This window comes from Pseudarthrobacter sp. NBSH8 (genome assembly GCF_014217545.1).
GTDB lineage: Bacteria > Actinomycetota > Actinomycetes > Actinomycetales > Micrococcaceae > Arthrobacter.
In genome coordinates this window covers 1,247,861-1,263,947 of the sequence record NZ_CP043178.1, presented here as the reverse complement: position 1 = coordinate 1,263,947, position 16,087 = coordinate 1,247,861, and the positions used below count along the sequence as shown (strand labels likewise).

At 66.1% G+C, this 16,087-nt stretch carries 12 protein-coding genes; 7 read left to right on the top strand and 5 right to left on the bottom strand.

Translation table 11 applies throughout. The features are described from left to right. Positions 1-36: 36 nt before the first annotated feature. Positions 37-1,449 carry an MFS transporter gene (locus FYJ92_RS05815; RefSeq protein WP_185263003.1) on the bottom strand — a complete coding sequence of 471 codons (1,413 nt, stop codon included), beginning with the start codon at positions 1,447-1,449 and terminating at the stop codon, positions 37-39. 271 nt (positions 1,450-1,720) lie between these two features. Here FYJ92_RS05815 and FYJ92_RS05810 point away from each other — a divergent pair, with 271 nt between their 5' ends. The 4 genes from FYJ92_RS05810 (at position 1,721) to FYJ92_RS05795 (ending at position 7,760) form a co-directional block, all read left to right on the top strand. After that, positions 1,721-3,193, top strand: a complete 1,473-nt coding sequence (locus tag FYJ92_RS05810; protein WP_185263002.1) for an MFS transporter — start codon at positions 1,721-1,723, stop codon at positions 3,191-3,193. Position 3,194: 1 nt separating this feature from the next. Then, on the top strand, positions 3,195-5,423 hold the full coding sequence (locus FYJ92_RS05805) for a molybdopterin oxidoreductase family protein (protein WP_185263001.1): 2,229 nt from the start codon (positions 3,195-3,197) through the stop codon (positions 5,421-5,423). Continuing rightward, positions 5,420-6,982, top strand: a complete 1,563-nt coding sequence (locus tag FYJ92_RS05800) for an FAD-dependent oxidoreductase (protein WP_185263000.1) — start codon at positions 5,420-5,422, stop codon at positions 6,980-6,982. Before FYJ92_RS05805 ends, FYJ92_RS05800 begins: the two co-directional genes overlap by 4 nt. Before the next feature lie 82 nt (positions 6,983-7,064). Continuing rightward, positions 7,065-7,760, top strand: a complete 696-nt coding sequence (locus tag FYJ92_RS05795) for a hypothetical protein (protein ID WP_185262999.1) — start codon at positions 7,065-7,067, stop codon at positions 7,758-7,760. Between the two features lie 28 nt (positions 7,761-7,788). Here the strand turns inward: FYJ92_RS05795 and FYJ92_RS05790 are convergent, their stop codons facing one another. Next, a complete protein-coding gene (locus tag FYJ92_RS05790; RefSeq protein WP_185262998.1) occupies positions 7,789-7,974 on the bottom strand; it encodes a PspC domain-containing protein in 186 nt (61 codons plus the stop codon). Between the two features lie 24 nt (positions 7,975-7,998). Further along, the gene (locus tag FYJ92_RS05785; RefSeq protein WP_185262997.1) at positions 7,999-9,414 is read right to left on the bottom strand and encodes an NAD(P)H-quinone dehydrogenase; all 1,416 of its coding nucleotides are present in this window, start codon (positions 9,412-9,414) and stop codon (positions 7,999-8,001) included. A 128-nt stretch (positions 9,415-9,542) separates the two neighbouring features. Between FYJ92_RS05785 and FYJ92_RS05780 the strand changes: the two genes are divergently transcribed. Further along, positions 9,543-10,361, top strand: coding sequence for a purine-nucleoside phosphorylase (locus FYJ92_RS05780; RefSeq protein ID WP_185262996.1), 819 nt, complete (start codon positions 9,543-9,545; stop codon positions 10,359-10,361). 77 nt (positions 10,362-10,438) lie between these two features. Here FYJ92_RS05780 and FYJ92_RS05775 read toward each other — a convergent pair whose 3' ends face one another. Beyond that, positions 10,439-10,924 (bottom strand): Rrf2 family transcriptional regulator, encoded by a 486-nt coding sequence (locus FYJ92_RS05775; RefSeq protein WP_185262995.1) that lies wholly within the window; start codon positions 10,922-10,924, stop codon positions 10,439-10,441. 112 nt (positions 10,925-11,036) lie between these two features. Here FYJ92_RS05775 and FYJ92_RS05770 point away from each other — a divergent pair, with 112 nt between their 5' ends. Continuing rightward, positions 11,037-12,806 (top strand): phospho-sugar mutase, encoded by a 1,770-nt coding sequence (locus FYJ92_RS05770; RefSeq protein WP_185262994.1) that lies wholly within the window; start codon positions 11,037-11,039, stop codon positions 12,804-12,806. 7 nt (positions 12,807-12,813) lie between these two features. On the opposite strand, the gene nirD is transcribed toward FYJ92_RS05770, so the two are convergent. After that, on the bottom strand, positions 12,814-13,176 hold the full coding sequence (gene nirD, locus FYJ92_RS05765; protein ID WP_185262993.1) for a nitrite reductase small subunit NirD: 363 nt from the start codon (positions 13,174-13,176) through the stop codon (positions 12,814-12,816). Between the two features lie 263 nt (positions 13,177-13,439). On the opposite strand from nirD, the gene nirB reads away from it, so the two are divergent. After that, on the top strand, positions 13,440-16,085 hold the full coding sequence (gene nirB / locus FYJ92_RS05760) for a nitrite reductase large subunit NirB (protein ID WP_185262992.1): 2,646 nt from the start codon (positions 13,440-13,442) through the stop codon (positions 16,083-16,085). The last annotated feature ends 2 nt before the right edge of the window (positions 16,086-16,087 follow it).

The window sequence follows — 16,087 nt, the reverse complement described above, 5'->3', positions numbered from 1 at the left end:
GTCAGCAACCGGGCTGGAACGCCCGACGGCGGAGCGTCAGGCTACGTTGTTCTCGTAGTCCAGGTCGCGGGTTTCCTTGCTGACGAACAGCGCGATCAGCGTCAGTACCGACATCGCGGTCAGGTAGACACCCACCAGGACAGGGCTGCCGTCAGCCAGCTCCCAAAGCGCGACGGCGATAAACGGAGCCACCGCAGCACCCAGGATGCTGGACACGTTGTAACTGACGGCGGAGCCCGTGTAGCGCACGTTGGTTGGGAACAGTTCGGGCAGCAGCGCACCCATGGGGCCGAAGGTAAGGCCCATCAGCGAGAAGCCGATGATCAGCAGGGCCATGGTGCCCACAAAGCCGCCGCTGAACAGCGGAACGAACAGCAGGCCGAAGACGAAGATGCCACCTGTGACGGTCAGCAGCATCTTGCGGCGGCCGTACTTCTCCGCCAGCGGCCCTGAAACCAGGGTGAAGATGCCGAAGAAGACGACGCCGGCAATCAGCATCCAGAGGAAGTCGTTGCGGTTGAAGCCCAGGCCGGGAACAAACGCTGCCGCTGCGGCCTCGGACATTGGTTTGCCGGCCTTCTCGGCGGCAGCCTTGGCGGCATCCAGGTTGGAGGCGCGGGTTCCGTAAGTCAGCGTGAACGTGGTCATCAGGTAGAAGAGAACGTACGTGGCGAGCATGATGAACGTGCCCAGGATGAGCGGACGGCCACTGGACTTGAAGACCCGGGCCAGCGGCAACTTGGCCACCTCGTTGGATTCGAGCACCTTGGTAAAGGCAGGGGTTTCGATCAGTTTCAGGCGGACGTACAGGCCGATGATCACCATGACGGCGCTGAGCAGGAACGGCACGCGCCAGCCCCAGGCCAGGAAGTCGGCCGGCGTCAGCGTGTAGCTGGCCACCAGGAAGATCACGTTCGCGATGATGAAGCCTATGGGTGCTCCGAGCTGCGGGAACGTGCCGTAGATTGCGCGCTTGTTGGCCGGGGCGTTTTCGGTGGCCAGGAGGGCAGCGCCGCTCCATTCGCCGCCAAGGGCGAGGCCCTGGGCGAAGCGCATAACAACGAGCAGTGCCGGGGCCCAGAATTGCCAGCCGGGGACCAGTGCAGTGGGCAGGCAGCCGATCAGGAACGTGGCAATGCCCATGGTCAGCAACGAGGCCACCAGGGTGCCCTTGCGGCCGAATTTGTCGCCGAAGTGGCCAAAGACGATGGATCCCAGCGGGCGGGCAACAAAGGCCACACCAAAGACAGCGAAGGAGCTCAGCAGCTGGGTGGTCTCGTTCTGGTTGGGGAAGAACAGTGACGGGAAGACCAGCACGGCGGCGGTCGCGTAGACGTAGAAATCGTAGAACTCAACGGTGGTGCCGATCAGGCTGGCCACAATCACGCGGCCGCGTGAGTTCACCGCCTTGGGGGATTTTGGCTCCGCGGTGGTTTGACTGGATGACATATGAGCACTTTCCTGAGGACCGGCCGGGCCCGGTAAGGTCCGGCATGCAGTAGTTAGAGCTCAATATTAGTTCCGGCCGTCCAGTCAATGGACAAAAGGTCCATCATATGGACCCGTGGTCCACGTCTCATCCTTTGGTCCGTTAACTCTCCTCACGCCGCCGGATGGCTGCCGATAGGCAAATGTCACAGCGCGTTAACAAACCGCGACCGTCCACGAAACGCGCCTTCTCTACCTTGGAAGAACAACATCCCCCATGAGGAGGTCCACCGTGACTGTTGACCGCAGCGCAAATGCCGGCCCCGGCAATTCCGTAGATATTGACACCGACCCGCTGCACGGAGGCGTGTCCTCATCCGCCAGCCCGCAGCCCTCCACCAGTACAACCGACGCCCCCGCCCTTGAGTTCCGTCCAGGCCGCTGGATCGCCAACTGGAACGCCGAGAACAAAGAGCAGTGGGAGTCCGGCGGCCGGACCATCGCCCGCCGCAACCTGAACTGGTCCATCTTCGCCGAGTTCCTCGGCTTTGTGGTCTGGCAGCTCTGGTCCATCGTGGTGGTCCAGCTTCCTGCAGCCGGCTTCACGTTCACCACCTCGGAAATCTTCTGGCTGATCTCGATGCCCAGCCTGGTAGGCGCCACGCTCCGGATCCCCTACACCTTTATGGTCCCCCGCTTCGGCGGCCGGAACTGGACCATCGTGTCGGCGCTCCTCCTCCTGATCCCCTCCGTCGGCCTGGGACTCTGCGTCTCCAACCCGGAAACCCCGTTCGGCGTCATGCTCTTCGTGGCAGCACTGGCAGGCTTCGGCGGCGGCAACTTCGCCAGCTCGATGGCCAACATCACGTTCTTCTACCCGGCACGGGAGAAGGGCTGGGCCCTGGGCCTGAACGCCGCAGGCGGCAACATGGGTGCAGCCGTTGCACAGCTCGCCGTCCCGATTGTGATCACACTGGTGGCCGTCGGCAGCGTCAACCTGCCCATGGCCGGCTGGATGTGGATCCCCTTCATCCTGATCGCCGCCTTCGGTGCCTGGAAGTACATGGACAACCTCACCAGCGCCAAGGGTGACGTGGCCGGCTCGGTCGCAGCACTGAAGGAACCGCACCTGTGGATCATGGCGCTGCTGTACATCGGTACCTTCGGTTCGTTCATCGGCTTCGCCGGAGTGTTCCCCAAGCTCATCAAGGACTACTTCCCGGCGTTCTCCTCCATCGGAGTCGGCACCGTGGCACTCTCGCTGGCCTTCCTCGGCCCGCTGGTCGGTTCACTCGCCCGCCCCTACGGCGGACGCATGGCTGACCGCATGGGCGGGGCACGGATGACTGTCGCAGCCTTTGCCGCGATGGCCGTCATCACCCTGACCATGATCTGGACCCTGCCGCTGAAGAACTTCTGGCTCTTCCTGGTCCTGTTCCTGATGCTCTTCACCGCCAGCGGCTTCGGCAACGGCGCAACCTACCGGATGATCCCCATCATCTTCGCCACGTCCAGCCGGGCAGCAATGTCCGGTGCCAGCACCGTGCAGACCCAGCGGCTCGCGTCGTCTGCTCTCGGACTCATCTCGGCCATCGGCGCTTATGGCGGCTTCGTTATCCCGCAGGTCCTGAACGCTTCCAACACGGCCAGCGGTTCCTACACCCCGGCCTTCTACGGATTCGTCGGAGCCTACGTAGTGATGCTGGCGGTCTGCTGGTTCTTCTACATCCGCAACGCCAACCGAAACGCGATGGGACACGTCTAACATGACCAAAAGCGCCGACACGCACTGCCCTTACTGCGCCCTGCAGTGCGCCATGACGCTCACGTCACCAGCGGAACTGACCCCGGCTTCCGAGCCGGGGTCAGTCCCCGTGCCGGCTGAATCCGCAGCGCTGGCCGCTGCAGACGCCTCCCTCCTGAAGGCCCCCCTCCTCGAAGTAAGCGGCCGGGACTTCCCCACCAACCGCGGCGGCCTCTGCCGCAAAGGCTGGACCTCCGCCACGCTCCTGAACCACCCCGGACGGGTCACCGAACCGCTGCTCAAGGGGGCCGACGGCGTCCATCACCCCATCGGCTGGGACCAGGCGCTGGCGCTGGTCAGCACCGCCGTGAAGGACACACAGGCACGCTACGGCAAGGACGCCGTCGGGGTTTTCGGCGGCGGTGGCCTCACCAACGAGAAGGCCTACATGCTGGGCAAGTTCGCCCGCCTGGCCCTGGGCACCTCGCGCATCGACTACAACGGCCGTTTCTGCATGTCCTCCGCCGCGGCCGCCGGGATGCGTGCCTTCGGCCTGGACCGCGGCCTCCCGTTCCCGCTGGCAGACCTGGACTCCGCCAGCACCATCATGATGCTCGGCTCCAACGTCGCCGAAACCATGCCGCCGTTTGTGCAGCACCTCCAGGGCGCCCGCGACGCCGGCGGGCTGATCGTGGTGGATCCCCGCCGTTCAGCCACGGCGAAGTTCACGGCCGACGGCGGCGGCCTCCACCTCCAGCCCCTGCCGGGCACCGACCTCACCCTCCTACTGGGCCTCTCACACGTGATCATCCACGAAGGCCTTGCCGACCAGGACTTCATCGCGGCACGCACCACCGGCTATGAGGCCGTGGTCCGCAGCGTCAACTCGTTCTGGCCCGAACGTGTCCAGTCCCTCACCGGCGTCCCGGCGGAGCTCATCCGGGAAACCGCCCGCAGGCTTGCCGACGGCGCGGGCAAGGGCGGGAGCTACATCCTGACCGGCCGCGGCGTGGAACAGCACGTGGACGGCACGGACACCGCCACCGCCGCGATCAACCTCAGCCTCCTGCTGGGACTGCCCGGCTCACGCCGCAGCGGCTACGGCACCCTGACCGGCCAGGGCAACGGCCAGGGCGGCCGCGAGCACGGCCAGAAGGCCGACCAGCTCCCCGGCTACCGCAAGATCACCGATCCCGCGGCCCGCGCCCATATGGCCGGCGTCTGGGGCGTCCCGGAGGAAACCATTCCCGGGCCCGGGCTGCCCGCCGTCCAGTTGCTGAAGTCGCTGGGGCAGCCCGACGGCGTCCGGTGCCTTTTTGTGCACGCCTCCAACATCGCGGTGGCCTCCCCCGACGCGAACGCCGTCATTGCCGGGCTCCGCAGCCTGGACTTCCTGGTGGTCTGCGACTTCTTTATGTCCGAGACGGCCGCCGAAGCCGACCTCATCCTCCCGGTCCTGCAGTGGGCCGAGGAGGAGGGCACGCTCACCAACCTGGAGGGACGCGTGCTCCGCCGCCGCCGCGCCCTGCAGCCGCCCGCCGGGGCGCGCAGCGAACTGTGGATCATGGCCCGGCTCGCCGAAGCCCTCGAAGCCCCGTCCACGTATAGCGAAGATCCGGAAACGGTCTTTGAGGAACTGCGGCTGGCCTCCGCCGGCGGGCACGCCGACTACTCCGGCATCGACTACGCCATGCTGGACCGCGGCGAAGCCGCCTACTGGCCCTACCCTGCGGGGAGCACCGGCACGCCCCGGCTCTTCCTGGATACGTTCGCCCACGCCGGCGGCATGGCGGTCATGACCCCGGTGACGCCCCGCCGCCGTCGTACGCCGGACGCCAATCCGGACCCGGCCGCGAAAACCATGACCCTGATCACCGGCCGCCTCCTGGAGCACTACCAGTCCGGAGCTCAGACCCGGCGGGTGTCTGAGCTGCTGGCCAGCCAGCCTGAAGCGAAAATGCAGATCCACCCCGCTGCCGCTGCCGCCATGGGCATCACCGAGGGTGCATTTGTCTCGGTGGCCAATGAACGCGGCGAGGTGGTGTGCCGGGCGGAACTCAGCACCGCGATCCGTCCCGAGACAGTCTTCCTGCCGTTCCATTTTCCGGAACTGGAAAGCGCGAACCGCCTCACCGAGGCGGCAACGGATCCCATTTCCGGGATGCCCGAATTCAAGTTCAACAAGGTGTGGGTCCGGGCGGTCGCAACCGGACTTCAGAACAGTGTTCTTCAGACATCGGAGGCCTCATGAGTGAGCAGATTGTCGTTGTTGGTTTCGGCCCGGTGGCTGCCCGCCTGATCGATGAACTGCTGCCCGCGGTCCGCGACGGGCACGTCAGCCTGACCGTCGTGGGCGAAGAGGCAGAGGCCGCGTACAACCGTGTGCTGGTGGCCGACCTCGGCGTCGGACGCACCACCGCCGACGCCCTGGCCCTCTCCGACGCGGCAGCCCTGGCCGCCGACGGCGTGGACGTCCGGCTCGGTGTGCGCGTCCGCCGTGTGGACCGGGCCCGCCAGCAGGTACTTCTCACCGACGGCACCTCCATCCACTATGAGCGGCTGGTCTTCGCCACCGGTTCCCGGCCCGTTATCCCCAACCTGACCGGCATCAACCCCGATCCCGCTTCCCCCGTCCTTCCGGCCGGCGTGACCGCGCTCCGGGACCTCCGGGACGCTGCCGTGCTCAAGCAGGCCGTCGACGGCGGCAAGCGCGTTGTGGTGCTCGGCGGCGGCGTCCTTGGCCTCGAAACAGCCCTCGCCGCTGCCGAGGAAGGCGCCACCGTCACGGTGGTACACAACGGGCCGCACCCCCTGGGCCGCACCATCGACCGCGGCGGCGGAGCGGTCCTCGCGGCCAGCCTGCGCCGGTGCGGCGTCCGAATGGCCGGCAATGCCCGGTCCACCGGGGTGGAGCACAACGCGCCCGACGGCGGGTTCTCGGCGCTGCTGCTCAATGACGGTTCGGCGATCGACGGCGACCTCCTGGTCCTCTCCTGCGGCGTCCGTCCCAGGACCGAGCTCGCCGAAGGCTGCGGTCTGTCCACCGGCATCGGCATCCTGGTGGACCACCGGCTGCGGGCCCACCACGAGCCGCACATCTTCGCGATCGGCGACTGCGCCGAAGTCCGTTGCCCGGACCCAGCCTGCGGTGAATGCCGCACGGCGAAGGGCCCGTCCGGCCTGGTGGGTCCCGGGTGGCGGCAGGCCGAATGGCTGGCCGAATACCTGACCAGGCTGGCCACCGGCACACAGGAGCAGGCCGACGCGCTGCAGGAGCTGCCCCAGGAACAGGCCGGCGTGATTGTGCTCAAGGCCCGCGGCATGAACATGGCGGTGGCCGGGGACAACGGTGCCGAGCCGTGGGATGAAGAAGCCCTCACCGCTGGTGCCGTGAACGGCCGGCCGCGGCTGCAGATCGCCCAGTGGGCAGATCCGGAACACGGCCGCTACGTCAAGATGACCACCCGCGGCGGAGTGCTGGAAGGCCTGGTGGCCGTGGGCATGCCGCGGACCGCCGCCGAGCTCGTGGGACTGTTTGAGCGCGGCGCGGAACTGCCGGCCGACAGGTCCCTGCTGCTGCGGCTGGACGGTCCGGACCAGCTGGCCGCATCCGGTCCCGCGGACCCGGAAGAAACCGTATGCCGCTGCGCCGGTGTCAGCGGCACCAAGATCCAGGGTGCCGTGGCGGATGGCTGCTCCACCGTGGCCGAGGTGTCCAAGGCGACCCGCGCCGGCACCGGCTGCGGCGGCTGCCACGAGGACATCAAGGGGCTCATCGAAAAACACTTCCAGGCGGCTCCCGCCGCCTGAGTCGTCCTGAAGCCGGGAAGCCCGGACATGTCCGCGTAACGCGAATCGGGGACGACCGCGGGCGGCAGGTAACATCGTGGCCATGAATGCCGACGAAGAAGACGACATCACCGAAGAGCTGCTGGCCGACGCCAGAAAACTGACGGGGCTGAGCCTGGAATTGTTGGGTCTTGACCCGCACCCGGATGACATGACGCCGGAGCAGCGGCTGCAGTTCGAACCCGAAGACCTGGACGAAATGGCCGCGGTCTCGCCGGAAGACCGGAAAACAGCCGTGAGCCAGACACTCGTGCTGGCAGGACTCCTGTGGAACTCGTCGGGCGTTCTCGTTGACCAGCTCTTCCGCGATCTGGGGACCCTGACCGCCCTGGATGCGGTTACTCCGTCTGACGTCGCCGGGACCTCTGTGCTGTCCTCGCTGCCGCCTCGGTTCGCCGCCAGCTACGACGCCAAGTTCACCCAAAGGTTCATCGTGGTGGCTTCCGATGTAACGGCATCGCTGGTCCGCGGCTGGACAGCCCCCGGATGCCTCGCAGCCGAACTCGCCGTCCGCTGCCTGCTCGATCAGGCGGAAATCACCGAGGACATCTATGAACTCGATCTCCCGGAAGACTGGCGGGCGCAGGTCGAGGAAGTCCTGTTGGAAGAAGCCGATAGTCCAGCCCTCTACTCGGACTGCCCCGACCTTCCGGAAATCGACGCCGGGAACCTCAGTATCAAGGGCTGGTTCACCCCGTTTGCAGCCGGGAGCACTGTACCGCCCTACGCCCTGGCTTAGGCGTCGGGGCCGGGAATCCGGGCGGTCTTCAGGCCGGGGCCTTGGGGATCATAATCCACAGGGCGATGTAGACCAGCTCCCCGATTCCCACCAGGCCAAAGATCACAAAACCGAGCCTGACCAGGAACTTCGGGAGCCCGAACCGGGCTGACAGGGCGGCACAAACGCCACCGATGATTTTTCCACGGCGTGGCCGCTCCAGAGCTGTAGTCATGCCCCCCACGCTACCGCAACTCATTTACATGTGGACGTGCAGGCGCCGCGCCGCTTCCGAGATGGACCCGCTCAACGATGGGTAGACCGTGAAGGTGTTGGCTACGTCGTCGACGTGGAGCTTCTGGGTGACCGCAAGGGAGATGGCGAAGATCAGCTCGGAAGCGTTGGGCCCCACCACAACGCCGCCAATCACTGTGCCGGAGCCCTTACGGGCGAAGATCTTAACGAAGCCGTCCTTGTGATTGCGCATTTTGGCGCGGGCATTGCTCTTGAGCGAGAGTTTGACGATGTCGCCCTGGTATTTGCCGGACTGGATCTCGGCCTCGGAGACCCCCACATTCGCGATCTCGGGTGAGGTGAAGATGTTGGACGCCACCTGGTGAAGCTTGAGCGGCATCACGCTGTCGCCCAGGAAATGTGCGATCGCGATCCGGCCCTGCATTGCGGCCACCGAGGCCAAGGCCAGCACGCCGGTGCAGTCGCCCGCGGCGTAGATGTTCGGTGAGGTGGTGCGGGAGACGCCGTCGACCTTTATATGGCCGCTCTCGGTGAGGGCCACGCCGGCCTCTTCAAGGCCGATGCCGGCGGTGTTCGGGATGGAACCCACGCATACCAGGCAGTGGCTGCCGGTGACTTTCGATCCGTCACCGAGGGTGACCACCACGCCGTCGTCGGTCCGTTCGACGGTTTCGGCACGGGCGCGGGACAGCACGCGCACACCGCGGCGCTCGAAGACTTCCTCCAGCACCTCCGCGGCGTCGGTGTCAGAGCCGGGCAGCACCCGGTCGCGGCTGGAGATCAGGGTGACCTTGGAGCCAAGGCCGTTGTAGGCGGAGGCAAACTCGGCACCGGTCACACCGGAGCCCACCACAATCAGATCCTCGGGAAGCTCATCAAGGTTGTAGATCTGCGCCCAGTTCAGGATGCGTTCCCCGTCCGGCCGCGCGGTGGGCAGCTCGCGGGGGTGCGCGCCGACGGCCAGCAGAATGGTGTCAGCTTCCACGATTTCGGTGCCGCCAGCTGTCAGGACTTCAATGGTGTGGTTGTCCAGGAGTTTGCCCGAACCAAGCAGGATGCGGACGTTCTGGTGCTCCAGCCCACTGGAGATGTCGGTGGACTGTTGGCGGGCAAGGCCCAGCAGGCGGTCGTTGATGTGTTTGAGGTCGGCGCGCATCGCCGGCACAAAGTCGCCGCCGTCGACGTCGAACTTCACTCCCAGCTCCCCGGCCTCACCGACGCGGGTCATCAGGTCCGCCGTCGCGATCAGGGTCTTGGAAGGCACGACGTCGGTCAGCACAGCCGAGCCGCCCATGCCCGCGCGTTCAATGATGGTGACCTGCGCTCCCAGCGAGGCAGCGACCATAGCGGCTTCGTATCCGCCGGGGCCACCTCCGAGGATTGCGATCCGGGGGGAGCTGAAATCAGGGTGCGTAGTCACAATCAACCATTGTCCCGCATCAGCGCAGGGACCACCAATAAAAGAGTGGCCCGTCACGGTGCCGGCCGCGGCCTGGAGCACCGCTGTTGCCACTGTGCACAGCGGCAGCAGCACGATAACTTGTACCAGTGAGTAATACAGACTTCCAGAACACGGACCCTTTCGCCGCCGCGCGCTCCGCTGCTGACTACATCGCCCGCGAGACGGGGGTTGACAGCCACGACATCGCCCTCGTCCTGGGCTCAGGCTGGGCCGAAGCCGCCGACCTCATCGGCGAGACCACCGCCACCCTGACCGCTGACACCGTCCCGGGCTTCCATGCCCCGGCGGTGGAGGGCCATGTGGGCACCATCCGCTCGGTCCTGACCAAAGAAGGCAAACGCGCGCTGGTCCTGGGTGCACGGACGCACTACTACGAAGGCAAAGGCGTCCGCGCCGTGGTCCACGGCATCCGCACCGCCGCGGCCGCCGGCTGCAAAACCCTGGTCCTCACCAACGGCTGCGGCGGACTGAACGAAAGCTGGACGCCGGGCACCCCGGTACTCATCAAAGATCACATCAACCTCACCGCCACGTCCCCGCTGGAAGGCGCAACGTTTGTTGACCTGACAGATCTTTACAGCTCACGCATCCGCGCCCTCGCCCGCGAAGTGGACGCCTCGCTGGACGAGGGCGTCTATGCCCAGTTCAGCGGGCCGCACTACGAAACGCCGGCCGAGGTCCAGTACGCCAAGCGGATCGGCGCGGACCTGGTGGGCATGTCCACTGCTTTGGAAGCGATCGCCGGCCGCCACGCAGGCATGGAAGTATTCGGAATTTCGCTGGTCACCAACCTTGCGGCCGGGATCAGCGCCATGCCGCTGAGCCACCAGGAAGTCATCGAGTCCGGCCAGGCCGCCGGACCGCGGATCTCCAAATTGCTGGCGGGCATCATCGCCAAGCTTTAGCGCAACGCGGGGTCACTTATCGCCCATCCGAGGCCTTGTAACGGGCGCTAAGTGACCCCGCGTTGCCTCTGGGCTGGTCACGATCTGGTGCCCATAAGTTGACTGACCGTGGCCTCCCGGGCTTCGGGAAACCGGCGCTCGATGGACTGGGCGATCCCGGCAATGCTCTGCCGGGACAGCTCAGTCCGCCAGGTGACTTCGGCGTGGCGCATGGTCTGGGAGATGAGGCACGTGCGGGCGTAGTCGGCGTCCATGCCCCCGCCCGGGGCGTCCTTGGCGATGCCTTCGCACCGGAAGGCATGGTCACTTCCTTCGATGGCGAGGACCACGTCAAGGACGGAAATCCGGTCCGGACGCCTGGCCAGCGAGAAGCCGCCCCGCGGCCCGGACACCGAGGTAAGGATCCCGGCCCGCACCAGGGCCTGGAGCTGTTTGTTCAGGTACGCGGCGGAAAGCTTGTAAAATTCGGCCAGGCGTGCACTGCTGACAGCCTCCCCCGGCACGGTCCAGGACATGTTGACGCAGCTGTGCAGCCCCCACTCAACACCCTGGCCCAGTTTCATATCCGCGACATTACTTGTCCAGAAAATCTACGGCAAGGATTCCACTGGTTTCCGCTGTCACAGGTGGGTGTTCAGGCACAGTTCCTGAAGCAATGACGATAGCGTTGACCGCATGATGTCCTCCGATGCCGCTTCCTTGTTCAGCCAAGCCCGCGAATGGGCGGCCAAAGATCCGGATCCCGCCACAGCCGCAGAGCTCACCGAGCTGCTGCAACTCGCGGAGGAGGGCTCCCCCGCAGCATCACAGGAGCTGGCCGACAGCTTCAACGGCACCCTTCAGTTCGGCACCGCAGGCCTCCGCGCCGCCCTGGGCGCAGGGCCGAACCGCATGAACCGCGTGGTGGTGCGCCGCGCCGCCGCCGGCCTCGCCGACTTCCTGGTTGATGCGGTGGGTGAGGCCGCCCCCGGGACCCGGCCACGCGCCGTCGTCGGCTATGACGCCCGCTACAACTCCGACATCTTCGCCGAGGAAACGGCGGCCATCTTTACGGCCGCCGGGATCGAAACGTTCCTGATGCCGTCCGCACTGCCCACCCCGCTGCTCGCATTCGCTGTGCGGGCCCTCAATTGCGACGGCGGTGCGATGGTGACCGCCAGCCACAATCCCCCGCAGGACAACGGCTACAAGGTGTATCTGGGCCGTCATGCCGTGGAGCGCAGCGGCCGCGGAGCGCAGATCGTGGCCCCCTACGACGCCAGGATCGCGGCGCGGATCGATGCCGTGGGCGCCCTGGAATCCATCACCCTGGCGGCCGACGGCTGGGCGGTCCTGGACCCGTCGGTTGCGGCGGATTATGAACGCGCGACGGCGGCACTCGCCGATGCGCGCCGCTTCCCGTCCCGTGACCTGCGGATTGTCCTGACCCCCATGCACGGTGTGGGCGGCGAAACTGCCGTGGCGGTGCTTAATTCTGCCGGCTTTGCCGATGTCACCTTGGTGGCTGAACAGGCTGAGCCGGATCCCGACTTTCCCACGGTGAGCTTTCCCAATCCGGAAGAACCCGGCGCGCTGGACCTGGCCCTGGAAACTGCCGTCCGCGTCGACGCCGATATTGTCCTGGCCAACGATCCGGATGCGGACCGCGCTGCAGTGGCGGCCAAAGATCCGGACACCGGCGTTTGGCGTATGCTCCGCGGCGACGAGGTTGGCGCGCTGCTGGGAGCACACATTGTGGCCCGGCTGGCGGCCGGGCCACACCAAGCGTCAGGCAGCGCGGACGAACTTGGCACTGGTGAAGGGGCCGGCGTCTTCGCCAACTCGATTGTGTCCTCGCGCCTGCTCTCCCGTATCGCCGCCGCGGCAGGATACGAGCATGAGGAAACACTGACCGGGTTCAAATGGATTTCCCGGGTGCCCGGGCTGGTTTACGGCTACGAGGAAGCCCTGGGCTATTGCGTTGCACCGGACCTGGTCCGGGACAAGGACGGGATCTCTGCCGCTGTCCTCATCGCGGAAATGGCTGCCACCGCCAAGGCGGACGGAAAAACCATCTTCGACACCCTGGATGAGCTCTACCTTCAGCACGGTCTGCACGCCGGCGACCAACTGAGCATCCGGGTGGCGGATCTGGGCCTGCTGGACGCCATGATGAACCGGCTCCGGGTGAGCCCGCCCGGTTCGTTCGGTTCGTCCGCTGTTGAAACTTTTGTGGACCTGGCCGAAGGGAGCGGGCACCTGCCGCCCACCGATGGCCTGCTGTATCTGACCCGGGACAACACCCGGGTCATCATCCGGCCCAGCGGCACCGAGCCAAAGCTCAAGTGCTACCTGGAGGTCATCCTCCCGGTTGAGTCAGCTGCCGAACTGCCCGAAGCCCGGCAGGCAGCCCGTTCCGCCCTGGACCATGTGCTCGGTGATGTCCGCGAGGCGCTCGGGCTCTAGCGGGACGCTAAACCTCAACTTCGATGAAACCGTCTGAAATGCGGGTGCTGAACGTTTCCAGGCGCACCGCGGCGGTTCCGAAGCATTCACCGGTTTCCAGATCGTAGACCTCTTTGTGCAGCGGCGAAGCGATGGTGGGTCGTGTGCCGCGTGAACCCAGGATGCCCCGTGCCATCACGTGGGCGCCGGTGGCGGGATCTTCGTGGGCCACGGCAAAAACTTCACTGGGGCCCGTCCGGAAGAGTGCCACCTGGCGGCCCGCAATGAGTGCTGCTTCGCCCCAGGCGAGCTCCAGCTCGTCCACGGCGCAGACCCGGTGCCAGGTAGCGGTGTCGGCGGCGAGCGCCCCAAGTTCCAGTGTTGCCGTCATGTCCGGCTCCTCTCCCCGTGCTTTATTGGCCACCTCTATGGCCGTACCAAACAACTTAGGCAACGGGTGTTTCAGAGGCGTGCAGTGAATGTGTCCGGCGCGTAAAAGAGACCTCACCCGCTCGGAAACGCGTTCGTGATGCAGAAGTTAAGCCTACGAAACATAAGGGAAACTGAAGCGAAACTGCGGCTACCTAGTCTGGATGGACACCTCGTCAGAGAAAGTCGCAGAACATCGTCTGCGGCACATGCGAAAGGCCCACAGTGACCGAACAGACTTCACCCCAGACGGCACCGCGCCGGATCGTCGTCGCCGGTGGCGGCCCTGCTGCCCACCGCTTCGCCGATGCCATGCACACCCGGGGCCTTGAGGGCTGGGACGTCACGGTCCTCACGGAAGAAGCCCACCTCCCCTATGACCGCGTGGCTCTGTCCAAGGCACTGACGGACAGCAGCGTGGACCTCACCCTGGGCTCTGCCTCCATGTGGGACCACGCTTCCCTGTCATTGAAGACCGGCGAACGCGTGGTCAAGATCAATGCCGGAGCGAAGACGGTTGAGACCGCAGCCGGCAGCATCTTTGAATACGATGACCTGGTGGTTGCCACCGGCTCCGACGCCATGCGCCTGCCCATCCCCGGCGCCGAGCACGTGCATGTTTACCGCACGCTCGAGGACGTCTGGGCCATCAACAAGGCCATCGCGGAGCTCACGGAAAAGCTGGGCCGCAAGATCAATGCCGTGACCATCGGCGGCGGGCTCCTGGGACTCGAGTCAGCTGCAGGCACTGAACAGCTCGGCGCGACTCCCGTGGTTATTAACGGCGCACCGTGGCTGATGAACACCCAGCTGGACGAAGGCGCGGGCCAGTCGCTGGGCCGCCTCATCGAAGCCAAGGGCTTTACGGTCCACGGCGGTGTGTTCCCCTCGCAGGTCCTTTCCGACGACGACGGACAAGTCACCGGCGTCCTCATGGCGGACGAACGGATCATCCCCGCCGACCTCGTCATCGTGGCCATCGGCGTCAAGCCCCGTGACGAACTCTTCCGCGCAGCCGAAGGCGAGGAGCCGCAGTTCAGCCTGGGCCCGCGCGGCGGCGTGGTCATCAACGACTTCTGCGCCACAGAAGTCCCCGGTATCTGGGCAATCGGTGAAGTGGCCAACTTTGAGGGCATGTGCCTGGGCCTGGTTGCCCCCGCCAACACCATGGCCGAGATCGTCGCGGACCGCCTCCACGGCGGCGCAGCCACCTTCCCGGGCTTTGACACCGCCACGAAGCTCAAGCTCTCCGGCGTGGACGTTGCCAGCTTCGGTGACGCATTCGCCCGGACCGAGCACTCCCTCGAGATTGTCTATGCAGACCCCGCCCGCGGCGTCTACCAGAAGATCGTCACCACCGACGATGCCAAGACCCTGCTCGGCGGCATCTTCGTGGGCGACGCATCCCCTTACATGAGCCTGCGCCCGCTGCTCGGCCGCGAACTCAGCGCCGAACCGGGCGCATACCTCACGGCGGCCGGCGGCGGCGACGCCCCGGACACCGAACTCCCGGACGACGCCATCCTTTGTTCCTGCAACAACGTGGCCGCCGGCACCATCCGCGACACCATCAACGGCTGCGGCGCCTGCGACGGCAACGCCCCCGTCCAGGAGCTTGGCGAGCTCAAGGGCTGCACCCGCGCCGGCACCAGCTGCGGATCCTGCGTGCCGATGCTCAAGAAGCTGCTGGAAACCGAACTCACCAAGTCCGGCGTCGAGGTCTCCAAGGCACTCTGCGAGCACATCGAGCTGTCCCGTCAGGAACTCTTCGACGCCATCCGCGTCCTGGAACTGACCTCCTTCGAGGAGATCATGGCCAAGTACGGCACGGGTGCCGGCTGCGATATCTGCAAGCCCACCATCGCCAACATCCTGGCCAGCCAGAACAGCGCCTACGTCCTGGATGCCGGCCGCGGCACCCTGCAGGACACCAACGACCGCGCCCTCGCGAACATGCAGAAGGACGGCACCTACTCGGTGGTCCCCCGCATCGCCGGCGGCGAGATCACCCCGAAGAAGCTCGGCGTTATCGCCGCCGTGGCCGAGAAGTACAACCTGTACACCAAGATCACCGGCGGCCAGCGGATCGACATGTTCGGTGCCCGGCTGGAAGAGCTGCCGGAAATCTGGAAGGAACTGGTGGACGCCGGCTTCGAATCCGGCCAGGCGTACGGCAAGAGCCTGCGCACCGTGAAGTCCTGTGTCGGTTCCACCTGGTGCCGTTTCGGCGTTCAGGACTCCGTGGCCATGGCCATCCAGCTCGAACTCCGGTACCGCGGCCTCCGCAGCCCGCACAAGCTCAAGATGGGCGTCTCCGGCTGTGCCCGCGAATGCGCCGAGGCCCGCGGCAAGGACGTCGGCGTGATCGCCACCGCCGACGGCTGGAACCTGTACGTCGGCGGCAACGGCGGTGCCACCCCGGCCCACGCCCAGCTGTTGGCCAAGGACCTCGACGACGAAACCCTGCTCAAGTACATCGACCGCTACTTCATGTACTACATCCGCACCGCGGACCGCCTGCAGCGCACCGCACGCTGGCAGGAAGAGCTCGACGGCGGCATCAAGCACGTCGAGGACGTGGTGGTCAAGGACACCCTGGGCATCGCCGAGGAGCTCGAAGCCGCCATGGCCAAGCACGTCGATACCTACGTTGACGAGTGGGCGGACACCCTCAAGGACCCCGAGCGCCTGCGCCGGTTCCGTTCCTTCGTGAACGCACCCGACCAAAAGGACGACTCCATCACCTTCGTCTCCGACGAGCGTGGCCAGATGCGCCCTGCCACTGCGGAGGAAAAGACGCGCGCCAGCCAACAGCCAGTCCTGATCGGCGCCTCCATCCCCATGCGGCCCCGCGCCGAGAACGAGGTATAGCC